This is a genomic window from Streptomyces sp. NPDC048461 (genome assembly GCF_055587105.1).
Genome location: NZ_JBVJGW010000001.1, coordinates 360,222 through 383,748, shown reverse-complemented (window position 1 = coordinate 383,748; position 23,527 = coordinate 360,222). Strand labels below are relative to the sequence as shown.

The following is a 23,527-nucleotide window of genomic DNA, read 5'->3' as shown; positions in this document are numbered from 1 at the left end:
GCGGCCCTGTCCCATTGACCGCGTTTCCACGGGCCCGCGCACCGCGGGACCTGCTCCCCTGGCGCCCGGGACCTTCGGCGCCGTGCGCGCCGCCGCGGCGGGGGGATAGTGGAGTCCAGCGAACCTACGGAAGCGTAGGTTCGGGTGATTCCGAGGACGTGCCCCATGCCGCTGACCCCCGCGCCGCCGGTCCCCGTGCTGCCGGCCCCCGTGCCGCCCGGCCCCGTGCCGCCGGTGCCCGCGACCGTCCCCGACGTGCGGCGGCCCTGGCTGATCCAGGGCGGCATGGGCGTCGGGGTGTCCGGGTGGCGGCTGGCCAGGGCGGTGTCCCGGGAGGGCCAGCTGGGCGTGGTCTCCGGAACGGCGCTGGACGTCGTCCTGGCCCGCGTCCTGCAGACCGGCGACCCCGGCGGGCACGCCCGCCGCGCCCTGGCCGCCTTCCCGCTCCCCGAACTCGCCCGGTCCGCACTCGACTGCTACTTCCGCGAGGGCGGGCTGGGCGCGGGCGCCCCGATGCGGACCGCTCCGCGACTGCGGGCCACGGGCGGGGCCCAGGCCGAAATCCTCACCGTCCTCGGCAACTTCGCCGAGGTGTGGCTCGCGAAGGAGGGACACGATGGCCTCGTCGGCGTCAACTACCTGGAGAAGATCCAGCTGGCCACCGCCCCCGCCATGTTCGGCGCGATCCTGGCAGGCGTCGACCACGTGCTCGTGGGCGCGGGAGTCCCCGGCCAGATCCCTGCCCTCGCCACGCGGCTGGCGCGCTACGAACGCTGCGTCACCCGGATCTCCGTAGAGGGCTCCGAGGAGCCGCTCGACCACGTCTTCGACCCCGCGGCCCTGCTGGCGGGGCACCTCCCGGGCCCGCTGCGCCGCCCGGAGGTCCTGGCCATCGTCTCGCTGCCGGTGCTCGCGGCCTACCTGGCACGCGACGAGGCGACCCGCCCCGACGGCTTCGTGATCGAGACCAGCGGGGCCGGCGGGCACAGCGCTCCGCCGCGCGGGCCGATGCGGCTCGACGGGGCGGGCGAGCCGGTCTACGGGCCGCGCGACCGGCCCGACCTCGCCAGGATGGCGGCGCTCGGGCTGCCGTTCTGGCTCGCCGGCGGCCAGGCGAGCCCCGAGGCGGTGGCCGCCGCCCGGGCCCTGGGGGCGGCCGGGGTCCAGGTCGGCAGCGCCTTCGCCCTGTGCGAGGAGTCCGGGATGGCCCGCACCCTGCGCGAGGACCTGCTGGAGCGGGCCCGCGCCGGCACCCTCGTGGTCCGCAACGACCCCGCGGCCTCGCCCACCTCGTTCCCCTTCAAGGTGGCGGAGCTCGCGGGTACGGTCTCCGACCCCGAGGTGGCCGCGGCCCGGCGCCGGGTGTGCGACCTGGGCTTCCTCCGTACGCCGGTGCGCGGCCCGCGCGGGCTCGCCTACCGGTGCGCCGCCGAGCCGGTGGCGGCGTACGTGCGCAAGGGCGGGGACGCCGCCGACGCGGAGGGACGCCAGTGCCTGTGCAACGGCCTGCTGGCCACGATCGGGCTGGCCCAGCGGCGGCCCGGCGGCCGGGTGGAGCCGCCGATCGTGACCATCGGCAAGGACCTGTCGTTCCTGCCGCGCCTCTCCCCCGACGCCGGTCCGTACACGGCGGCGGACGTGGTGCGCTGGCTGGCGGCGGGGGCCGGGAACGGCGCCGCGCGGCCGGACCGGACGGGCTGACGCCCCGGGGCGGTCCCGGTCAGCCGATGCGGCGGAAGACCGTGGCCAGGAGGTCCTCCTGCGCGCCTGCGCCGTCGGGACGGGGCGCGTTGCCGGGACCGTCGGGGCGGCCGGAGTCCGCGCCGTCCTGGTCGTCGCGGCCACCGCCCTGCCAGTCGCCGTTGCCCGGCCGGCCTTGGTCGTCGCGGCCCTGGTCGTCGCGGCCCTCGTCGTCGCGGCCCTGGTCGTCACGGCCCTGGTCGTCACGGCCCTGGTCGTCACGGCCCTGGTCGTCACGGCCGCCGCCGGGGCGGCCGTGGTCGTGCCCGTCGACCGGCCGGAAGAAGGCCGCCACGACCTCCACGTTCCGCGCCCGCTCGCCCGGCCTCAGCACCTTCGCCGCCTTGCCCGCGCAGCCGCCGTTCTCGAAGAGCAGCGCCAGGGACTCCGTCTCGTTGCGCACCTCGACGGCCGGCCTCCGCCGCGACGTGCCGGTGAGCAGGTAGCACGTGTCGTTGTCCGCGGGGCGGATCTGCCCCCGGCGGTCGTCGCCGTCCTCGTCGGAGTACCGGTAGTCCAGCACGCCGAGGCCGCGGCCCCCGTCGTCGGCCAGCGACGGGCCGGCGGTGGGCAGGGCCAGGGCGAGGGCGCCGGCGAGCACGACGGCGGTGGTGCGAAGACGCATGGGGGTGGTCCGTTCCTCGGGTTCCGCGGGTTCCTCGGACGCCGGGTCCCGTGGCGTCCGCGGGCAGCGTAGGAGCGGACGGGGTCACGGAAACGGTTCGCCATGCGCAGCACGTTCGAAGGTTCACCCGTGAGGTCCCGCCGCGCGGCGCGCGGCCGGACCCCCCACGTCACGGCCGCGGCGCCGGTGCGGGAGCCCCCGCGGCGCGGGCGGGCGGGACCGCGGCGGTGGCCGGCGGCGTCGCGGCCGGGCGGCGGATCAGCAGGAACACCGCCAGCGCGCCCGCCAGACCCATCACCCCCGAGGCCAGGAACGTCTCCCGCAGCCCGCTCGCGAAGGCCGCGTCCACCAGGCCCGCCAGGGTGTCGTGCGCCGGGCCCGCCGGTGCGGCGGCCAGCAGTTGCCCGGCCCCGCCGGAGGCCAGCGGCTCCGACAGCCCGTGCCCGGCCTCGCCCAGGCCGGAGCGCAGCCCGGCGTGGAAGACCGCACCGAGCACGGCGATCCCGAGCGCCGTACCCAGTTGGCGCGCGGTGTTCAGGGCCCCGCCCGCCATGCCCGCGCGGGCCGGGGCCACCGCGCCCATGGCGGTGGCGGCGAGCGCCGGCGTGGCCGTACCCACGCCCGCGCCGGTCACCAGCAGCCCGGGGACCAGCGCGGACCAGCCGTCGCCGGCGTCCAGCATCCAGGCCTGGAGCAGCGCGCCGACGCCGATGAGCAGCAGGCCGCCGCCGATGGTCAGCCGCGCCGGGGCGCCGTGCAGCAGCCGCCCGGCCACGGCGGAGACCAGGAAGGCCGCCGCGCTCAGCGGCACCAGCACCAGGCCCGCCCCCACCGGGCTCATCCCCTCGGCGGACTGCAGCCACAGGGAGACGTACATCAGGTACGAGAACGCCGCCCCGGACAGCAGCAGTCCGGCGGCCATGACGGCGACGAAGGTGCGGCTGCGGAAGAGGGAGAGGTCCAGCATCGGCCGGGAGCTGCGCAGCTCCACGAGGACGAACGCGCCGAAGGCCGCCGCGCCCAGGGCGAGGAGCCCCAGGGTGGCGGGCGAGGTCCAGCCGTTCTCGCCGACGCGGATCATGGCGTACGTGACGGCGGCGGCGCCCGCGGTGAAGGTCGCCATGCCGGGCAGGTCGAGGCCCTTGGCGTGCGGGTCGCGGGACTCGGCGACGGCCTTGAGGGTGACCCAGACGGCCAGCGCGCACAGCGGCAGGTTGATGAAGAAGATCCAGCGCCAGCCGAACTGCTCGGTGAGCAGCCCGCCGACGATCGGCCCGGCGGCCGCGGCCGCGCCGTTGACCGCGCCCCAGACGCCGAAGGCCACCCCGCGGTCGCGGCCCTGGTAGGCCCCGCTGAGCAGGGCCATCGTGGTGGCGAACATGGCGGCGCCGCCGATGCCCTGGAGGGCGCGGAAGGCGATCAGCTCGGCCGGGCCGGTGGCCAGGCCGCAGGCGAGCGAGGCCGCGGCGAACAGCCCGAGCCCGCCGAGGTAGACGCGGCGGCGCCCGATCCGGTCGGCGAGCGAGCCCGCTCCGAGCAGCAGGGCGGCCAGGGCCAGGGCGTAGACGTCCATGACCCACTGGAGGCCGGCGAAACCGGTGTCCATGTCGGCGGACATGTCCGGCAGGGCGACGGTGACGATCGTGACGTCCACGAGCAGCATGAACGCCCCGAGGCAGACCGCGGTCAACGGCAGCCATTTGCGCATGGCGGGAACCCTTCTGGGGTGCGGGGGGTGGTGGCGGGCCCCGGAGGGTTCCGGCGACCCCCTCACGGTCCCAGCGCGGCGACCGCACCCCTTAACCAGCACCCGCCGCCTGCCGGATTCCGGTAGCGGGAAGGCCTGGAATGATGGAAACCATGCATCCGACCCCGCACGGCGGCCCGCTGGACGAGCTCGACCGCGCCCTCGTCCAGGCCCTGACGCTCGACGCCCGGGCCTCCTTCTCCCGGCTCGCGGAGGTGCTGGAGGTCTCCGACCAGACCGTCGTGCGCCGCTACCGCCGGCTGCGCACCACCGGCCTGGTCCGCGTGGTCGCCCTGCCGCTGGGACGCCGGGTCGGCCTCTTCGAGTCCTGGCTGCGCGTGCAGTGCGCGCCGGACGCGGCGCTCCCGGTGGCGGAGGCGCTGGCCCGCCGCCCGGACATCGCGTGGGTGACGCTGAACTCGGGCGGTACGGAGATCCAGTGCATGACCCGGGCGCGCACCCGCCAGGACCGGGACGCCCTGCTGCTGGAGAAGCTGCCGCGCACCCGCCGGGTGACCGGCATCGCCGCCCACACCATCCTGCGGAAGTTCTTCGGCGGGCCGGAGGCGTGGGCCGGTCTGGACGTACTGCGCCCGGAACAGGTCGCCGCCCTGGAGCGGCCGCCGGTGGAGCCCGGCCCGGAGCGGTACGCCCTGGACGAGACGGAACTCGCCCTGCTGGCGGTGCTCGGCCAGGACGGCCGCGCCGGTTTTCCGGAGCTGGCCCGCGCCACCGGCCTGTCGGAGTCCACCGCCCGGCGCTGGCTGGAGCGGCTGCGCGCGTCGGGGGCGGTCTTCTTCGACGTGGAGATCGTCCCGGCGCACCTCGGCTACGAGGCGGAGGCCACCTTGGTCCTGACGGTCCCGCCGGCCCGGCTGGCGGAGGTGGGTGCCGCGATCGGCAGCCATCCGGAGGTGCCGTTCGCGGCGGCCGTGACCGGGGCGGCCTCCCTGATGGCAGTGGTGGTGTGCCGGGACACCGACGCCCTCTACACGTACCTGACGGAGCGGATCGGCGCGGTGCCCGGCATCCAGCAGGTCGAGCTGATCCCGAACCTGCGGACCGTCAAGCGGGCCGGGATGCTCGTGGAGGACGGGCGGCTGGTGGACCCGCCGCCCGCCCCCTGAGCCCGCCGCGCGGTCCCCGCGGGTGCGGGGGTCAGCGCAGCAGTACGCCGCCCCCCGCGTCGGTGTCCACGGGTCCGGCGACCAGGCCGAGTTCGGCCGGGACCGCCAGCAGCGGGTGGGCGGGCAGGATGCGCACCGTGTAGCCGAAGGGCCCCGTACGGTCGAGGGCGAGCGGGCCCTCGTACACCCAGCGGCCCTCCAGGTCGGGTCCCGCGGCGGGCTTGAGCGGGAAGGACCGCCCGTCGCGGATCACGTCCTGCGGGTCCACCCGCCCGGCGACCGCCTGCACCTCGACGTCCTCGGGCGTGAGCGCGTCCAGCGCGACCCGCACGCGCAGGGTGAGGGTGGCGCCGAGTTCGGCGGTGCCGTTCACGGGGGCCGCGGCGACGGCCTCCACGTGCTCGACGGCCACCCGCGGCCAGGCCGCGCGGGCCCGCCCCTTCCACCAGGCGAGGTCGCGCGCCGCCTCCGGGGTCAGGGCCCGGTGGGCGAGCGCGGCCGGGGCGTAGAGCCGCTCCACGTACTCGCGGACCATCCGGCCGGCCAGCACGCGCGGGCCGAGCGAGACCAGCGTGCGCCGGACCATCTCGATCCAACGCACCGGGAGCCCGCCGCGTCCGACCCGGTCGTAGAACCGGGGTGCGACCCGGCTCTCGATCAGCTCGTAGAGGGCGTTGGCCTCCAGGTGGTCGCGCCGGTCCTCGTCCGCGCCCAGGCCGTCGGCGGTGGGAATGGCCCAGCCGAAGTCGGGCTCGAACCACTCGTCCCACCAGCCGTCCAGCACGGACAGGTTGAGGCAGCCGTTCAGTGCGGCCTTCATCCCGCTCGTGCCGCAGGCCTCCAGCGGCCGGAGCGGGTTGTTGAGCCAGACGTCGCAGCCCGGGTAGAGCTTCTGCGCCATGGCCATGCCGTAGTCGGGCAGGAACACGATCCGGTGGCGCACCCGCGGGTCGTCGGAGAACCGCACCAGCTCCTGGACCAGCCGCTTCCCGCCGTCGTCGGCGGGGTGCGCCTTGCCCGCGACCACGATCTGCACCGGCCGCTCCGGGTCCAGCAGCAGCCTGCGCAGCCGGTCCGGGTCGCGCAGCATCAGCGTCAGGCGCTTGTACGAGGGCACGCGCCGGGCGAAGCCGATGGTGAGCACGTCCGGGTCCAGCACGGAGTCCACCCAGCCCAGCTCGGCCTCGGCGGCGCCGCGCTGGCGCCAGGACGCCCGCAGCCGGTCCCGCACCTCCTGGACCAGCTGCTCGCGGAGCACCCGGCGCAGGTCCCACACGTCCTGGTCGGGGATCTCGGCGACGGCGTCCCAGCGGGCGGAGCCGCCGACGGACAGGGCGTCCTCGGTGCGGCCGGCGCCGATCTGGCGGGCGCCGAGCCTGACCACCTCGGGGGCCACCCAGGTCGGGGCGTGCACGCCGTTCGTGACCGAGGTGATGGGTACGTCGGCCGGGTCGAAGCCGGGCCACAGGCCGGCGAACATCTCCCGGCTGACCGCGCCGTGCAGGGTGGACACCCCGTTGGCCCGCTGGGCCAGGCGCAGCCCCATGACCGCCATGTTGAACACCCCGGGGTCGCCTCCGGGGTACGACTCGGCGCCCAGTTCCAGGATCCGGTCGACGGGTACGCCGGCCAGTTCCCCGCCGTCCCCGAAGTGCCGGGCGACGAGGCCGCGCTCGAAGCGGTCGATGCCGGCGGGGACGGGGGTGTGCGTGGTGAACACCGTTCCGGCGCGCACCGCCTCGACGGCGGCGTCGAAGCCGAGGCCCTGCTCGCGCTCCAGTTCCCTTATGCGTTCGAGCCCGAGGAAGCCGGCGTGGCCCTCGTTGGTGTGGAAGACCTCGGGGTCGGGGTGTCCGGTGATCGCGCAGTAGGCGCGCACCGCGCGCACGCCGCCGATGCCGAGCAGCATCTCCTGGAGCAGGCGGTGGTCGCTGCCGCCGCCGTAGAGCCGGTCGGTCACCTCGCGGGCCGCCAGGTCGTTGTCCTCGACGTCGGAGTCGAGGAGCAGCAGCGGTACGCGGCCGACGCGGGCCTGCCAGACGTGCGCGTGCAGGGCGCGGCCGCCGGGGAGGGTCAGCGAGACCCGGGCGGGGGTGCCGTCGTCCTGGCGCAGCAGGTCGAGGGGGAGCTCGTTGGGGTCGAGTACGGGGTAGTGCTCCTGCTGCCAGCCGTCGCGGGAGAGGGACTGGCGGAAGTAGCCGTGGCGGTAGAGCAGTCCCACGCCGATGAGCGGGACGCCGAGGTCGCTGGCGGCCTTGAGGTGGTCCCCGGCGAGGATGCCGAGGCCGCCGGAGTACTGGGGCAGGGCGGCGGTGATCCCGAACTCGGGCGAGAAGTAGGCGATCCCGGCGGGCAGGCCGCCCGCGGTCTCCTGGCCCTGGTACCACCTCCCGCCGTTGACGTAGTCGTCGAGGTCGGCGGCGGCGACGGCGAGGCGCCGCAGGAACCGGCGGTCGGCCGCCAGTTCCGCGAGCCGGGCCGCGGAGACGGCGCCGAGCAGCCGGACGGGGTCGCCGCCGGAGGCCTGCCAGCCCTCGGGGTCGACGGATTGGAAGAGTTCGCGGGTCTCGGCATGCCACGACCAGCGCAGGTTGCGCGCGAGGTCGGTGAGCGGCAGCAGGGTCTCCGGGAGGACGGGGCGCACGGTGAACCGACGGATAGCCTTCACACGTTCCACCTTCGCAGGGGATTGCGGATCGGAGCGGCCGCACCACGCTGTGCACCCGCGCATCACCCCGGGAAGGCTAGCGAGCCGAACGCCTCCCGACCATGCCGCCTCGCCCACCCGCCCCCACCCCGCCGCCGCCCCGCCCGCGGACGGCGGACCTACGACCGGTGGCCCGGGTCCACGTTCCACCGCGCCGGGAGGTCCGCGTCGCAGAAGACGCACACGAACCACGCGTCCCGCACCACGTTGTGCTCCCCGCAGACCTCGCACCGGCGGAAAACCACCGCGTGCGTGAACCCGCCGGGGCGGGCGATCCCCGCCCGGTCCAAGGCCACGGCCACCGCCGGCCAGCAGGCGAGGTCGGGGCAGTAGCCGGTCGACATGTTGCTCACCTCCACCGCCGTCCACGGCTCCCGGTCGAACCGCAGCTCCCCGGCCGCGAGCACCGGGGCGCCGCCCGCGCAGACGACGTGCTCGCTGCGGCGCGGGGCGATCCGCAGCACCCCGTCCAGGTCCACCACGTAGGTGCAGGGTTCCGCGAGGTCGCCGTCCCACGCCGCGAGATCCCCGGCCGCCCGCACCGGTGTCCCCCGCAGGGCGGCCCGGACGAGCGCGCGGAGTTCCGGCGGCCCGGTGTACGCGTAGGCCCGCCCGGTCATCGGTGGGGTCGGAGCGGGGGCGGGAACCGGCCTACTTGGGGCGGGGGCGAATGCGCGGCACCCGTGGGGGAAACCGAGGAGGAGACCAGGGTGTCGTCGCGACGGTACGGCCGTACGCCGGCCACGCGGGCCCGGAAGGCCGCCTCCGCCCCCGACGCCCCCGCCCGCCGCGTGCGCCGCCCGCGCCGCCCGCGGCTCCAGGCAGCAGGGTCCGGGAGGAGGGGCCCACGACCATGTCCGTGAGAGCGGCGACCGCAGGTCCGGCCCCCGCCCGCACACGGGGCCCGTGGGACGGGTCTGACAGGTGGTGTCCCGGCGTCCATCCCCCGGCCTTCCGTGAGCTGACGGAGCCTCGGAGGACGCGGGCCGGGGCCCGGTACAGCCGGTGCTCACTACGTACGAGTAGTTAACCGACCGCCCGGGTTGGGCGGGGTCAGAGTGGGAAGGGCTCCCCGGGTACGTGTGGTACCCGCACGGCGCACCCGCCCCCAACCTCTCCCGCCACCCGAGTGAACGCGGACAGGAGCGGCCATGCCCGCAGCCCAGCCGTCTTCCGAGCGGCTAGAAACAGAGCGAACAGAGCGTGCACTACCAGCCGTGATACCGGCTGGCCTGTTGTCACCGAGCCCTGCGAACTGCCCCCAGGTGATCCCATCATGATCGGTCGCATTCCCGTGCTGGACGTCCGCCCCGCCGTCGACTGCGGCGCCAGACCCGCCAAGGCGGTGGTCGGCGAGGTCTTCGAGGTCTCGGCCACCGTGTTCCGCGAGGGACACGACGCCGTGGCAGCCCACGTCGTCCTGAGAGATCCGAGCGGGCGGCTCCGGCCCCCCGTGCCCCTGCGCGAGCTCGCCCCCGGTACCGACCGGTGGGGGGCCCGGGTGTCCGCCGAGGTCGAGGGGAGGTGGACGTACACCGTCGAGGCGTGGAGCGACCCGGTGGCCACCTGGCGGGCCCACGCGGCGATCAAGATCCCCGCCGGGATCGACACCGGGCTGGTGCTCCTGGAGGGCGCCGAGCTCCTCGCGCGGGCCGGCGCCAAGATTCCCAAGCGGGACGGCCGGGCGGCCGTGCTCGCCGCCGCCGACGTCCTGCGGGACGAGGACCGGCCCGTCGCCGAGCGGTACGCGGCGGCCCTCGGCCCCGCTGTGGACGCCGCCCTCGCGAAGCGCCCGTACCGCGAGCTGGTGAGCGCCGCGAAGCCGCTCGCCCTGCTGGTCGAGCGCAAGCGGGCCCTCTTCGGCTCCTGGTACGAGATGTTCCCCCGGTCGGAGGGGGCCGTGGTCGAGCCGGGCACGGCTCCGGTCAGCGGAACGTTCCGCACGGCCGCCGAGCGGCTGCCGGCGATCGCCGGGATGGGCTTCGACGTGGTGTACCTGCCACCGATCCACCCGATCGGCTCGACCTACCGCAAGGGCCCGAACAACACGCTCTCCGCCGGGAGTTGGGACCCGGGCGTGCCGTGGGCGATCGGCTCCACCGAGGGCGGGCACGACGCCGTCCACCCCGACCTCGGCACCATCGAGGACTTCGACGCCTTCGTGGCACGCGCCCGCGAGCTGGACCTGGAGATCGCGCTGGACTTCGCCCTCCAGTGCTCCCCCGACCACCCGTGGGTGGAGAAGCACCCGGAGTGGTTCCGCCACCGCGCCGACGGGACGATCGCGTACGCCGAGAACCCGCCGAAGAAGTACCAGGACATCTACCCGATCCACTTCGACACCGACATGGCCGGCCTCGTGCAGGAGACGGTGCGGATCCTGCGGTACTGGATGGAGCACGGCGTCCGGATCTTCCGCGTCGACAATCCGCACACCAAGCCTGTCGTCTTCTGGCAGAAGGTGATCGCGGACATCAACAAGTCGGACCCGGATGTGATCTTCCTCGCCGAGGCCTTCACCCGCCCCGCGATGATGCGCACGCTCGCGGCGGTCGGCTTCCAGCAGTCGTACACCTACTTCACCTGGCGCAACACCAAGGCCGAGCTCACCGAGTACCTGACCGAGCTGTCGGACACCCGGTCGGCCTCCGTCATGCGGCCGAATTTCTTCGTCAACACCCCCGACATCCTCCACGAGTACCTTCAGCACGGCGGCCGTCCGGCCTTCGAGGTGCGGGCGGTCCTCGCCGCCACCCTCTCCCCCGCCTGGGGCGTCTACGCCGGGTACGAGCTCTGCGAGGGCACCCCGGTGCGGGCGGGCAGCGAGGAGTACCTGAACTCCGAGAAGTACGAGTTCCGGCCACGCGACTGGGCGGCCGCGGACCGCGACGGCACGAGCATCGCCCCGCTGATCACCGCACTGAACCGGCTCCGCCGGCGCAACCCCGCACTCCAGCAGCTGCGCGACATCCACTTCCATTCGACCGACAACGAACAGGTGATCGCCTATTCGAAGCACGCGGGAGCCAATTCCGTACTGGTGGTCGTCAACCTCGATCCGCACCACACCCAGGAGGCGACGGTCTCGTTGGACATGCCGGTACTCGGCCTCGACTGGCACGGGTCCCTCGCGGTGCGCGACGAGCTCACCGGCGAGACCTATCACTGGGGCAGGGCGAACTACGTGCGCCTAGAGCCGGGCCGTACGCCCGCGCACGTGCTGGCCGCTCTGCGACCGTCCCCGCCCACCGGAGGGTCACCCACCACATGATGATCAACGATCCCGTCCACGACACCTTCGAGGACACCCCCGCCAAGGACCGCGATCCCGACTGGTTCAAACGGGCGGTCTTCTACGAAGTCCTCGTCCGCTCCTTCCACGACAGCAACGGCGACGGCGTGGGAGACCTCAAGGGGCTCACCGCCAAGCTGGACTACCTCCAGTGGCTCGGCGTCGACTGCCTCTGGCTCCCGCCTTTCTTCGCCTCACCCCTCCGCGACGGGGGCTACGACGTCTCCGACTACACCTCCGTGCTCCCCGAATTCGGCGACCTCGCCGACTTCGTGGAGTTCGTGGACGCCGCGCACCAGCGCGGCATGCGGGTGATCATCGACTTCGTCATGAACCACACGAGCGACCAGCACGAGTGGTTCCAGCAGTCCCGCAAGGACCCCGAGGGTCCGTACGGCGACTACTACATGTGGGCCGACAACGACAAGCAGTACCAGGACGCCCGCATCATCTTCGTCGACACCGAGACCTCGAACTGGACGTACGACCCCGTACGCAAGCAGTACTACTGGCACCGCTTCTTCTCGCACCAGCCGGACCTCAACTACGAGAACCCGGCCGTGGTGGAGGAGATCGTCTCGGCGCTCCGGTTCTGGCTCGACCTCGGCATCGACGGCTTCCGCCTCGACGCCGTGCCCTACCTGTACGCCGAGGAGGGCACCAACTGCGAGAACCTGCCGCGCACCCACACCCTCCTCAAGGCCGTCCGCGCCGAGATCGACGCGCACTACCCGGACACCGTGCTGCTCGCCGAGGCCAACCAGTGGCCCGAGGACGTCGTCGACTACTTCGGCGACTTCTCCAAGGGCGGGGACGAGTGCCACATGGCGTTCCACTTCCCCGTCATGCCCCGCATCTTCATGGCCGTGCGGCGGGAGTCCCGCTACCCGGTCTCGGAAATCCTGGCCAAGACCCCGGCGATCCCGGAGCGCTGCCAGTGGGGCATCTTCCTGCGCAACCACGACGAGCTCACCCTCGAAATGGTCACGGACGAAGAGCGCGACTACATGTACGCCGAGTACGCCAAGGACCCGCGGATGCGGGCCAACATCGGCATCCGGCGCCGGCTCGCCCCGCTGCTGGACAACGACCGCAACCAGATGGAGCTGTTCACCGCCCTGCTCCTGTCGCTGCCGGGTTCGCCGGTGCTGTACTACGGCGACGAGATCGGCATGGGCGACAACATCTGGCTCGGCGACCGCGACGGTGTGCGCACGCCCATGCAGTGGACCCCGGACCGCAACGCCGGTTTCTCCTCCTGCGATCCGGGCAGGCTGAACCTGCCGGTCATCATGGACCCGGTCCACGGGTACCAGGTCACCAACGTCGAGGCGGCCATGGCATCGCCCTCGTCGCTGTTGCACTGGACCCGCCGGATGATCGAGGTCCGCAAGGCAAACCCCGCCTTCGGACTGGGCTCGTACACGGAACTGCCGTCGTCGAACCCGGCGGTCCTGGCATTCCTCCGTGAACACGGGGACGACCTGGTGCTGTGCGTGCACAACTTCTCGCGCTTCGCGCAGCCCACCGAGCTGGACCTGCGGTCGTTCAACGGACGGATCCCGGTGGAACTCACGGGTGACGTGCGCTTCCCGGCGATCGGCGAATGGCCGTACCTGCTGACCCTGGCGGGACACGGCTTCTACTGGTTCCGCCTCCGGAACGAGACGCGCACCGAGCTGCGCGCCGAGCAGTAGCCGGATACGGGCGAACCGGGCCCGAGAACGGGGCGGGCGCACGCGAATGGGTCAATCGCCCGCCCCTGTACGGATCATCCTGACCCGACACTCGCACATACCGGAGAAGCAACTGCCGCACATCCGGGACACTCTGCGCATTCTGTGACGGCCCGGGGAAAGGACGCGACGCCATGTCGGAGGCAGCATCCGCCCGGAGTCGGCTGACGGCCGACCGGGCCACCGGGATCGGCCCGCTGGAACCGATGCTCAGGGCCTGGCTGCCCGCGCAGCGCTGGTTCGCGGGCAAGGGCCGGTCCATCACCAGGCTCAGGGCCGTATCGGCCGCCGAGCTGCTCCCCCCGGGGTCCGCCCCCGGGTTGCTGCACCTGCTCCTCGACGTGGACGGGGACTGCTACCAACTGCTGCTGGGCGTGCGCCCGTCCCTGCCGCCCGCCCTCGCGCCCGCGCTGATCGGCCACGCCGAGGAGGGCCCGTACGCGGGCAGGGCGGTCTACGAGGCACTGGGCGACCCCCGCCTCGCGGCCATGCTGCTGGAACGATTGCGCGCCCCCGGTGCGCTCGGCCCGCTCCGCTTCGACCGGGACCCGGACGCGCCGATCCCGGCCGGGCTGACGCCCCGGCCACTGTCCGGCGAGCAGACCAACTCCTCGCTGATCTACGGGGATTCGTACATCCTGAAGGTGTTCCGGCGGGTCGGGCCCGGAGTCAATCCGGACCTGGAGCTGCCCCGGGCGCTGGCCGCCGCCGGATGTACCCGCGTCCCGGCGCCCGTCGCCTGGTACGAGGCCGACCTGGCCGGCAGCGAGCCGCTGACCCTGGGCGTCCTGCAGCCGTACCTGCGCGGCTCCGACGACGGCTGGCAGCTCGCGCTGCGCCGGCTCGCCGACGGAGCCGAGTTCACCACCGAGGCGCACGCGCTCGGCCGGGCCACCGCCGAGGTGCACAGCGCGCTCGCCTCGGCCCTGCCCACCGTCGCGCTCGGCCCGGAGCAGACCGCCCGGCTGGCCGCCGGGATGACGGCGCGGCTGGCCGCCACCGCCCGGGAGGTGCCCGCGCTGCGGACCTTCGAGGCGGGGCTGCGCGGCGCCTTCGACGCGCTGGCCGCCTCCCGGGGGGCCGGGGTGTCCGCCCAGCGGATCCACGGGGACCTCCATCTGGGGCAGACCCTGCGCACCCTCGACGGCTCGTGGTCGTTGATCGACTTCGAGGGTGAGCCGGCCCGGCCGCTGGCCGACCGGCGCCGTCCCGAACCGGCGGTGCGCGACATCGCCGGGATACTGCGCTCCTTCGACTACGCCGCCCGCTCGCACCGGCCGTTCGCCCCCGCCTGGGCCGACGACTGCCGGGCGGCCTTCTGCGAGGGCTACGCCCGCACCACGGGCCGCGACCCCCGCGAGGACCCGGTGCTGCTGCGGGCGTACGAGACCGACAAGGCGGTGTACGAGGCCCGCTACGAGTTCCGGCACCGCCCCGACTGGCTGCACGTCCCGATGGCCGCGATCCGGCGGCTCTCGGAACCCGTCCGCCCCGCCCACCGCGTGCCGCCCACCCCGGCCGCTCCGGGCTCCCTCTCCCCGCACCCCCATCAGAAGCCCCCGAGGAGGCCGCTCGCGTGAGCGCCGCACGACAGCCGTCACCGACCGTCCGCGACGAGTCCGGGGCCCCCGCCCCGGCCGCGAGAAAGCCCCGCACCCCCCGCGCCCGCCGCGCCGCCCCCGCGCACGGGGTCCGGCCGGCGCCCCCACTGGGCGCAGGGGACCGGGCCCGGCTGCTGGAGGGCCGCCACCACGACCCGCACGGGGTGCTGGGCGCCCGCGCGCAGCGGGGCGGCGTCTCCTTCCGCGTGCTGCGCCCGTACGCCAAGGCCGTCACGATCGTCGCCAAGGGGCTGCGGGCCGAGCTCTTCGACGACGGGGACGGGCTGTTCTCGGGGCTGCTGCCGCTCGCCGAGGTGCCGGACTACCGGCTGCTGGTGGCGTACGACAGCGACGAGATCGAGGTGCACGACCCCTACCGGTTCCTGCCGGCGCTGGGCGAGCTGGACCTGCACCTGATCGGCGAGGGGCGCCACGAGGAGCTCTGGACGGCGCTGGGCTCCCGGGTGATGGAGCACCAGGGGGTGGCCGGCACCCGCTTCACGGTGTGGGCGCCGAACGCCCAGGGCGTCCGCGTCACCGGGGACTTCTCCTACTGGGACTCCGTCGCCTACCCGATGCGCTCGCTCGGCTCGACCGGCGTGTGGGAACTGTTCCTGCCGGGCGTCGGCGCCGGGACGCTGTACAAGTACGACATCACGCGCCCCGACGGCAGCCACACCACGCGCGCCGACCCGATGGCCCGGGCCGCCGAGGTCCCGCCGGCCAACGCCTCCGTCGTCACGGTCTCGACGTACGAGTGGAACGACGCGCGGTGGATGGCCGGGCGCGGTGCCCGGCCGCCGCACCAGGCGCCGTTCTCGGTGTACGAGCTGCACCTGGCGTCCTGGCGTCCCGGGCTCTCCTACCGGCAGCTCGCGGAGCAGCTCCCGGCGTACGTGAAGGAGCTCGGCTTCACCCACGTGGAACTGATGCCCGTCGCCGAGCACCCCTTCGGCGGCTCGTGGGGCTACCAGGTCACCGGCTTCTACGCGCCGACCTCCCGGATGGGCTCGCCGGACGACTTCCGCTTCCTGGTGGACTCCCTGCACCGGGCCGGGATCGGGGTGATCGTCGACTGGGTGCCCGCGCACTTCCCGCGCGACGAATGGGCGCTCGCCGAGTTCGACGGCCGCCCGCTGTACGAGCACCACGACCCGCGGCGGGCCGCCCACCCGGACTGGGGGACGCTGGAGTTCGACTACGGCCGCAAGGAGGTCCGCAACTTCCTCGTCGCCAACGCCGTGTACTGGTGCGAGGAGTTCCACGTCGACGGGCTGCGCGTGGACGCGGTCGCCTCGATGCTGTACCTCGACTACTCGCGCACCGAGGGCGAGTGGTCGCCCAACGAGCACGGCGGGCGGGAGAACCTGGACGCGGTGGCACTGCTCCAGGAGATGAACGCCACCGTGTACCGGCGCTGCCCGGGCGTGGTGACGATCGCGGAGGAGTCCACGGCCTGGGAGGGCGTGACCCGGCCGACCGACGCGGGCGGGCTCGGCTTCGGGCTGAAGTGGAACATGGGGTGGATGAACGACACCCTGCGGTACATGTCGAAGGAGCCGGTGCACCGCAAGTACCACCACCACGACATGACCTTCGGGATGGTCTACGCGTTCAGCGAGAACTACGTGCTGCCGATCTCGCACGACGAGGTGGTGCACGGCAAGGCGTCGCTGGTGTCGAAGATGCCCGGTGAGGACTGGTGGCAGAAGCGGGCCGCGCACCGGGCGTACCTGGGCTTCATGTGGGCCCATCCGGGCAAGCAACTGCTGTTCATGGGGCAGGAGTTCGCCCAGGGGTCGGAGTGGTCGGAGATGTACGGACCGGACTGGTGGCTGCTGGACAGCTCCTACCCGGCGGCCGAGGACCACCAGGGGGTGCGCCGCCTGGTCGGCGACCTGAACCGCACGTACGCGGCGGCGCCCGCGCTGTGGGAGCGGGACAGCGTCCCGGAGGGCTTCGCCTGGGTGGAGGGCGACGCCGCCGAGGACAACGTCTTCGCCTTCCTGCGGTACGCCCAGGACGGCTCGCAGCTGCTGGCGGTGTCGAACTTCTCGCCGGTGGTCCGCCACGGCTACCGGCTCGGGGTGCCGGAGGAGGTCCCGCTGTGGCGGGAGGTCCTCAACACCGACATGCAGCGCTACGGGGGCAGCGGCATCCACCACACGGCGCCGCTGCGCCCGGAGCCGGTGCCGGCCCAGGGGCGGGCGGCCAGCCTGCGGCTGACCCTCCCGCCGCTGGCCACGGTCTGGTTCAGGCCGTAGCGGCGGGGGCCCCGGCCAGGTGCTCCTCCAGTTCCCGGAGCAGCGTGCGCTTGGCCCGGGCCCCGACCATCTGGCGTACGGGCTCGCCGTCCCGGAAGACGATCAGGGTCGGCATGGACAGCACCCCGTACCGCGCGAGGGTCGCGGGGTTGGTGTCCGCGTCGATCTGCACCACCTTGAGCCGGTCCGCCTCCTCGGCGGCGATCGCGGAGAGCACGGGGGCGAGCTGGCGGCAGGGGCCGCACCAGTCCGCCGTGAACTCCACGAGGACGGTCCGGCCCCGCTCGCCGAGCACCTGGGCGTCGAAGCCCTCGTCGGTCACCTGGTCCACGCCGTGAGCCCTCATGCCTGGTCCCTCTTTCCTGTCCGTCGTCGTCATCCGGTCATCTCGCAGCGCGGGGCCGGCGGCCCGTCCGTGCCCGGTCCGTCCGTGCCCGGTCCGTCCGTGCCCGGTCCGTCCGTGCCCGGTCCGGGGGCGGCGCGGTCGGCCGTCGCCAGCTGGCGGGCCACCTGGTCCCGTACGCCGGTCAGCCGGCCGATCAGGGCGTCCAGCTCGGCGAGCTTGCGCCGGTAGACGGCCAGCGAGGCGGGGCAGGAGTCCCCGGCGGGGTGCCCGGCGCGCAGACAGTCCACGAAGGGCCGCGTCTCCTCCAGCTCGAACCCGAAGTCCTGAAGGGTGCGGATCTCGCGCAGCAGCCGCAGGTCGTCCTCGTCGTAGGTGCGGTAGCCGTTGCCGGTCCGCCGGGCGGTCAGCAGCCCCCGTGACTCGTAGTACCGCAGGGTCCGGGTGCTGGTCCCGGCCCGCTCCGCCAGTTCGCCGATGCGCATGGGCCGACCGTATTCCTTGACGCCGACGTCAGGGCAAGGGCCGGAGGGAAGACGTCACCGGACTTGCGTCGGCGGGCGCTGGCTGAAACCTTGTGGTGGCAGTGGATCTTCCGTCGCACCGATTACCGGACAGTCTCTGAGAAACCCGACGAATGCCCTTAACTCCCTAGGACTTTCCTACGAGTTATGGGCTTGTTTGTTTGGTCTGTAGGCGCAGCGGCCTGGCCACTTCTACGGTGTGCCGTGTGCACTCCAGCCCACCTTTCAATGCCCCCGCCGCGCGTCGTCTCCGCGCGGCCCTGGGCATGGCGCCCGGCCACGTCGCCTACGGCCTGCGCGCCCAGTACGGACTGCTTGTCGCGCCCGAGACCGTGATGGCCTGGGAACGTGGCGAGATTTCGCCTACCTCCGCCGAGCTGACGGCTCTCGCCGGTGTCCTGTGGTGTTCCCCCGGGGAGCTGATCGCAGAGCCGGTCAGTCTTCGCGAACACCGGATCTCCAGGGGGCTGGCCGCCGAGGAGCTGGCCCGGCGGGTCGGCCTGGAGGCGAACGCGTACCAGAAGATGGAGGACGCCGGACGCTGGAAGGGCAACGAGCGCCAGTCCGCGGCCCTCGCACTGGTGCTGGGGCTGACGCTGGCCCAGTTCGTGACGGCCACGGGCAAGGACGAGGAGCTCGCCGAGGTGCTGCGCAGCGCGGTCACCACGCGCTGGCAGGCGTACGTGAAGCCGCTGTCGAAACTACTGCCGATCCCCCGGCCCCACCTGGAGCGGGTTTTGGAGCGACTGCACGGGGACTACCAGTCGCGGATGGTGGCGACCCTGAGCTGGGGCGGCGCCGAGGGCTCGGCCGGGGCGGGCGACGCGGGCCGGGAGTTCCTGGCCGAGATCGTGGGGCGGTTCTGGGACCTCGCGGGGCGTGCGGCGTAGGACACACGGGGGCTGCCACGGCCCTGCGGCGAACGGCCCCGGCCCGTCCCGGGAGGGGGCGGACCGGGGCCGTTCGGCCGCGGAAGTGGGGCCGGAGGTCCCGGGTGGTCCCGCGCCGCGGGGCGCCGGGGACCGGTCAGAAGACCGACTCGGCCTCGTACATGCGGTTCTCGGGCACGGTCTTCAGCTCGGTGACCGCGTGGGCCAGCGGGGCCATCACGATCTCGGTGCCGCGCAGGGCGGTCATGTTGCCGAACTCGCCGCGGTGGACGGCCTCCACGGCGTGCCAGCCGAAGCGGGTCGCGAGGACGCGGTCGTAGGCGGTCGGCGTGCCGCCGCGCTGGACGTGGCCGAGGATGACCGGGCGGGCCTCCTTGCCCAGGCGCCGCTCCAGCTCGACGGCGAGGCGGTTGCCGATGCCGGCGAAGCGCTCGTGGCCGTACTGGTCGATCGCGCCCTTCTCGTACGGCATGGAGCCCTCGGCGGGGTGCGCGCCCTCGGCGACGCAGATGACGGCGAACTTCTTCCCGCGGGCGAAGCGCTCCTCCACCATCTTCACCAGGGCGTCCACCTCGAAGTGGCGCTCCGGCAGGCAGATCCCGTGGGCGCCGCCGGCCATGCCCGACTCCAGCGCGATCCAGCCGGCGTGGCGGCCCATGACCTCGACGACCATCACGCGCTGGTGCGACTCGGCGGTGGTCTTGAGGCGGTCGATGGCTTCCGTGGCGACCATGACGGCGGTGTCGAAGCCGAAGGTGCGGTCGGTGGAGGAGATGTCGTTGTCGATGGTCTTCGGCACGCCGACGACCGGCATCCCGGCGTCCGACAGCATCCGGGCGGCGGTCAGGGTGCCCTCGCCGCCGATCGGGATGAGGGCGTCGATGCCGTAGCGGGTCGCCAGTTCCTGCGCGTTCTCGGCGGCTTCGTGGAGGCGGGCGCGCTCCATCCGGGCCGAGCCGAGGATGGTGCCGCCGCGGGCGAGGATGCCGCTGACGGCGTTGATGTCGAGGGGGCGGTAGTTGCCGTCGAGGAGGCCCTTGAAGCCGTCCTCGAAGCCGATGACCTCGTCCCCGTGTCCGACGGCGGCGCGGTGTACGACCGACCGGATGACAGCGTTGAGGCCCGGACAGTCGCCGCCTGCGGTGAGAACTCCGATACGCATCGTGCTGTGTCTCCTGCTCCTGGTCGTACGTGGCCTTCCGCGTGCGGGCGGACGGCCGTACATATGAAGGGCGTATGGGTGAAGCCTGTCCGATTGTTCCACGTGCGGGGGGTACGACGCGCTGTGTGCCACTCCGGTCCGAGGGCCTTTCGACCCCTCTGGGCAGGCCTTTTTCCCGGCGGGCGTCCTATCCATCCGCAGAGGTATTGTCAAGGGGGCAAGCCCTTCCCAACCGGGTCAATCACGCCCTGGACCCGCTCGACCCGCTCGCCGCCGCGGCGGGGCGGCGCCCGCACCAGCATCCGCATCCGCTTTCGGACGGACCAGCCACAGACATGGACGGAGAGCACGCGTGACGCGCAGCGTGTACGTGACCGGCATCGAGCGGGGGGACGGCCGCCAGGTCGTCGAGCTGGGGATCATGGAGCTGCTGACCCGGCAGACGGGCCGGGTGGGCGTCTACCGCCCCCTGCTCCACGACAGCCCCGACCGGCTCTTCGACCTGCTCAAGGCCCGGTACCGGATCGACCAGGACGCCTCGACGGCCTACGGCATGGAGTACGGGCAGGCCTCGGCCATCCTGGCCGAGAAGGGCACCGACGAGCTGGTCTCGCAGCTGGTGGACCGCTACCACCGGGTGGCCCGGAACTACGAGGTCATGCTGGTCCTCGGCACCGACTACGCCGACACGAACCTGCCCGACGAGCTCGCCCTGAACGCCCGCCTCGCCAACGAGCTGGGCGCGGTCGTCGTCCCCGTCGTGGGCGGGACCCGGCACGCCGCCGAGGCCGTCCGCTCCGAGGCGCGCAACGCCTACCGCGCGTACGAGTCGCTGGGCTGCCACGTCGTCGCGATGATCGTCAACCGGGTGGCCGCCGAGGACCGGGAGCCGATCGCCGAGCGGCTGGCCGCCCGCCTCCCGGTCCCCTGCTACGTGCTGCCGGACGACAAGTCGCTGTCCGCCCCGACCGTCGCCCAGATCACCCGGGCGCTCGGCGGCGAGGTGCTCCTCGGCGACGAGGCGGGGCTGGCGCGCGACGCGCTGGACTTCGTGTTCGGCGGCGCCATGCTGCCGAACTTCCTGAACGCCCTGACGCCCGGCTGCCTGGTCGTCACCCCCGGGGACCGCTCCGACCTGGTGATCGGCGCCCTGGCCGCCCACACCTCGGGCACCCCGCCGATCGCCGGCGTCCTGCTGACCCTGAACGAGCGCCCGGGCAAGGACATCCTGACCCTGGCCTCCAAGCTGGCCCCGGGCACCCCGGTCGTCTCGGTCGCCGGGAACAGCTTCCCGACCGCGGCCGAACTCTTCTCCCTGCAGAGCAGGCTGAACTCGGCCACCCCCCGGAAGCTGGAGACCGCGCTCGGCCTCTTCGAGCGGCACGTGGACACCGCCGAGCTGCGCGACCTGCTGTCGGTGGCCCGCTCGGAGCGCGTCACCCCGATGATGTTCGAGCACGAGCTGCTGGAGCGGGCCCGCTCCGAGCGGCGCCGGGTGGTCCTCCCCGAGGGGACCGAGGAGCGCGTGCTGCGCGCCGCGGACGTGGTGCTGCGCCGGGGGGTCTGCGACCTGACCCTGCTGGGCGAGGAGCCGGCGATCCTGAAGAAGGCCGCCGACCTCGGCATCGACATCTCGGCCGCGCAGCTCATCGACCCGGCGAAGTCCCCGCTGCGGGAGCGGTTCGCCGCCTACTACGCCCAGGCCCGCGCCCACAAGGGCATGACCGTCGAGCTCGCCCACGACGTGGTCACGGACGTGAACTACTTCGGCACCCTGATGGTGCAGGAGGGCCTCGCCGACGGCATGGTGTCCGGGTCGGTGCACTCCACCGCCGCGACCATCCGCCCGGCCTTCGAGATCATCAAGACGAAGCCGGAGGCGTCCATCGTCTCCTCGGTGTTCTTCATGTGCCTGGCCGACCGGGTCCTCGTCTACGGGGACTGCGCGGTCAACCCGGACCCCGACGCCGAACAGCTCGCGGACATCGCCGTCCAGTCGGCGGCCACCGCCGCGGCCTTCGGCGTCGAGCCGCGGATCGCGATGCTCTCGTACTCGACCGGCACCTCGGGCTCGGGCGCGGATGTCGACAAGGTCCGCAAGGCCACGGAGCTCGTCCGGGCGCAGCGCCCCGATCTGCTGATCGAGGGTCCGATCCAGTACGACGCGGCCGTGGAGCCCTCGGTGGCCGCGACCAAGCTGCCCGGGTCGGAGGTGGCCGGGCGCGCGACCGTCCTGATCTTCCCCGACCTCAACACGGGCAACAACACGTACAAGGCCGTGCAGCGCTCGGCGGGCGCCGTCGCGGTCGGCCCGGTGCTCCAGGGTCTGCGCAAGCCGGTCAACGACCTCTCGCGCGGCGCCCTCGTGCAGGACATCGTCACCACCGTGGCCATCACCGCCATCCAGGCGCAGGGCGCGCCGGCGCCCACCGCCTGACCCCTCCCCCCCTCCCCGTCCGTTCGTCCGTCCGTCCGTCCGCGACAAGGAAAGACCCCACCGTGACCGCATCGCGCGTACTCGTCCTCAACTCCGGCTCCTCGTCGGTCAAGTACCAGCTCCTCGACATGGCGGACCGGTCCCGCCTTGCCGTCGGCCTGGTGGAGCGGATCGGGGAGGAGACCTCCCGCCTCGTCCACGAGCCGCTGACCGGTCCCGGCGCCGCCGGCGGCAAGCGCGAGCAGCTCGGGCCGATCGCCGACCACGGGGCGGCGCTGCGGGCGGTGGCGGCGGAGCTGGCGGCCGACGGGCTGGGGCTGGACTCCCCCGAACTGGCGGCCGTGGGGCACCGGGTGGTGCACGGCGGTACGAAGTTCACCCGGCCGACCGTGATCGACGACGCGGTGCTGGCGGAGATCCGCAGCCTGATCCCGCTGGCCCCGCTGCACAACCCGGCGAACGTGACGGGCATCGAGGTGGCGCGGGAGCTGCGCGCGGACCTCCCGCAGGTGGCCGTCTTCGACACCGCCTTCCACGCGACGATCCCGGAGCACGCGGCCCGGTACGCGATCGACGCCGCGACCGCCGACAAGTACGCCATCCGGCGGTACGGCTTCCACGGCACCTCCCACGCGTACGTCTCGCGGGCGACGGCCGGGCTGCTCGGCAAGACGCCGGAGGAGGTCAACGTCATCGTGCTGCACCTGGGCAACGGCGCGTCCGCCTCGGCGGTCCGGGGCGGGGTCTGCGTGGAGACCTCGATGGGCCTGACCCCGCTGGAGGGCCTGGTCATGGGAACGCGCTCCGGCGACCTCGATCCGGCGGTCGTCTTCCACCTGGCGCGGGTGGGGGGCCTCTCGGTGGATGAGATCGATTCGCTCCTGAACAAGAAGAGCGGTCTGCTGGGCATGTGCGGCGACAACGACATGCGCGAGGTGCTGCGGCGGGCGGGCGAGGGCGACGAGGCCGCGGCCCTGGCCTTCGCGGCGTACGTGCACCGGCTGAAGAAGTACATCGGGGCCTATTCGGCGGTGCTCGGCCGGGTGGACGCGGTGGCGTTCACGGCCGGGGTCGGCGAGAACGCCCACCAGGTCCGCGAAGCTGCGGTGGACGGCCTGGCCGAGCTGGGCCTCGCGCTGGACCTCGAAGCCAACGCCGCGCGCTCCCCGGAGCCCCGGCTGGTCTCGGCGGAGTACGCCCGGGTGGCCGTGGCCGTGGTTCCGACGGACGAGGAACTGGAGATCGCCACCCAGGCGTACGCGCTGGTTACTCAGTAGTCACTTTGGACTTTCCGCCAGACGGAATATTCCGCTGCGAAACAAACCGATAGGA

At 73.4% G+C, this 23,527-nt stretch carries 16 protein-coding genes; 9 read left to right on the top strand and 7 right to left on the bottom strand.

What is annotated here, in order from left to right; genetic code table 11:
• Positions 1-165 precede the first annotated feature (165 nt).
• Positions 166-1,701, top strand: a complete 1,536-nt coding sequence (locus ACZ6S8_RS01690) for a nitronate monooxygenase (RefSeq protein ID WP_469451448.1) — start codon at positions 166-168, stop codon at positions 1,699-1,701.
• A 19-nt stretch (positions 1,702-1,720) separates the two neighbouring features.
• On the opposite strand, the gene ACZ6S8_RS01685 is transcribed toward ACZ6S8_RS01690, so the two are convergent.
• Together ACZ6S8_RS01685 and ACZ6S8_RS01680 are read right to left on the bottom strand one after the other, a co-directional pair.
• On the bottom strand, positions 1,721-2,365 hold the full coding sequence (locus ACZ6S8_RS01685; protein ID WP_469451446.1) for a hypothetical protein: 645 nt from the start codon (positions 2,363-2,365) through the stop codon (positions 1,721-1,723).
• A gap of 169 nt (positions 2,366-2,534) precedes the next feature.
• On the bottom strand, positions 2,535-4,073 hold the full coding sequence (locus tag ACZ6S8_RS01680; RefSeq protein ID WP_469451445.1) for an MFS transporter: 1,539 nt from the start codon (positions 4,071-4,073) through the stop codon (positions 2,535-2,537).
• A 152-nt stretch (positions 4,074-4,225) separates the two neighbouring features.
• Between ACZ6S8_RS01680 and ACZ6S8_RS01675 the strand changes: the two genes are divergently transcribed.
• Entirely contained in the window at positions 4,226-5,239 is a 1,014-nt protein-coding gene (locus ACZ6S8_RS01675; RefSeq protein ID WP_469451443.1) for an Lrp/AsnC family transcriptional regulator, read from the top strand.
• Between the two features lie 31 nt (positions 5,240-5,270).
• Here the strand turns inward: ACZ6S8_RS01675 and glgP are convergent, their stop codons facing one another.
• Positions 5,271-7,907, bottom strand: coding sequence for an alpha-glucan family phosphorylase (glgP, locus tag ACZ6S8_RS01670; protein WP_469451441.1), 2,637 nt, complete (start codon positions 7,905-7,907; stop codon positions 5,271-5,273).
• A 158-nt stretch (positions 7,908-8,065) separates the two neighbouring features.
• The gene (locus ACZ6S8_RS01665) at positions 8,066-8,566 is read right to left on the bottom strand and encodes a hypothetical protein (protein WP_469451439.1); all 501 of its coding nucleotides are present in this window, start codon (positions 8,564-8,566) and stop codon (positions 8,066-8,068) included.
• Between the two features lie 656 nt (positions 8,567-9,222).
• Between ACZ6S8_RS01665 and ACZ6S8_RS01660 the strand changes: the two genes are divergently transcribed.
• The 4 genes from ACZ6S8_RS01660 (at position 9,223) to glgB (ending at position 16,839) form a co-directional block, all read left to right on the top strand.
• Positions 9,223-11,217 carry an alpha-1,4-glucan--maltose-1-phosphate maltosyltransferase gene (locus ACZ6S8_RS01660; RefSeq protein ID WP_469451437.1) on the top strand — a complete coding sequence of 665 codons (1,995 nt, stop codon included), beginning with the start codon at positions 9,223-9,225 and terminating at the stop codon, positions 11,215-11,217.
• Complete coding sequence (gene treS, locus ACZ6S8_RS01655) at positions 11,214-12,935, top strand: maltose alpha-D-glucosyltransferase (RefSeq protein ID WP_469451435.1); 1,722 nt, start codon at positions 11,214-11,216, stop codon at positions 12,933-12,935. Before ACZ6S8_RS01660 ends, treS begins: the two co-directional genes overlap by 4 nt.
• 173 nt (positions 12,936-13,108) lie before the next feature.
• On the top strand, positions 13,109-14,554 hold the full coding sequence (locus tag ACZ6S8_RS01650) for a maltokinase N-terminal cap-like domain-containing protein (protein WP_469451433.1): 1,446 nt from the start codon (positions 13,109-13,111) through the stop codon (positions 14,552-14,554).
• Positions 14,551-16,839, top strand: a complete 2,289-nt coding sequence (gene glgB / locus ACZ6S8_RS01645) for a 1,4-alpha-glucan branching enzyme (RefSeq protein ID WP_469451431.1) — start codon at positions 14,551-14,553, stop codon at positions 16,837-16,839. Before ACZ6S8_RS01650 ends, glgB begins: the two co-directional genes overlap by 4 nt.
• On the opposite strand, the gene ACZ6S8_RS01640 is transcribed toward glgB, so the two are convergent.
• Positions 16,829-17,185 carry a thioredoxin family protein gene (locus ACZ6S8_RS01640; RefSeq protein WP_469451429.1) on the bottom strand — a complete coding sequence of 119 codons (357 nt, stop codon included), beginning with the start codon at positions 17,183-17,185 and terminating at the stop codon, positions 16,829-16,831. The genes glgB and ACZ6S8_RS01640 overlap by 11 nt on opposite strands.
• A 29-nt stretch (positions 17,186-17,214) precedes the next feature.
• Positions 17,215-17,667 carry a MerR family transcriptional regulator gene (locus tag ACZ6S8_RS01635; protein ID WP_469451427.1) on the bottom strand — a complete coding sequence of 151 codons (453 nt, stop codon included), beginning with the start codon at positions 17,665-17,667 and terminating at the stop codon, positions 17,215-17,217.
• Positions 17,668-17,903: 236 nt separating this feature from the next.
• Between ACZ6S8_RS01635 and ACZ6S8_RS01630 the strand changes: the two genes are divergently transcribed.
• Positions 17,904-18,596: an XRE family transcriptional regulator gene (locus tag ACZ6S8_RS01630; RefSeq protein ID WP_386522286.1), complete on the top strand. Its 693-nt coding sequence runs from the start codon at positions 17,904-17,906 to the stop codon at positions 18,594-18,596.
• Positions 18,597-18,732: 136 nt separating this feature from the next.
• On the opposite strand, the gene ACZ6S8_RS01625 is transcribed toward ACZ6S8_RS01630, so the two are convergent.
• On the bottom strand, positions 18,733-19,758 hold the full coding sequence (locus ACZ6S8_RS01625; RefSeq protein WP_469451425.1) for an ATP-dependent 6-phosphofructokinase: 1,026 nt from the start codon (positions 19,756-19,758) through the stop codon (positions 18,733-18,735).
• A 352-nt stretch (positions 19,759-20,110) separates the two neighbouring features.
• On the opposite strand from ACZ6S8_RS01625, the gene pta reads away from it, so the two are divergent.
• Both pta and ACZ6S8_RS01615 read left to right on the top strand, forming a co-directional pair.
• Positions 20,111-22,195, top strand: a complete 2,085-nt coding sequence (gene pta, locus ACZ6S8_RS01620) for a phosphate acetyltransferase (protein ID WP_469451423.1) — start codon at positions 20,111-20,113, stop codon at positions 22,193-22,195.
• A gap of 62 nt (positions 22,196-22,257) precedes the next feature.
• Entirely contained in the window at positions 22,258-23,472 is a 1,215-nt protein-coding gene (locus tag ACZ6S8_RS01615; RefSeq protein WP_469451422.1) for an acetate kinase, read from the top strand.
• The last annotated feature ends 55 nt before the right edge of the window (positions 23,473-23,527 follow it).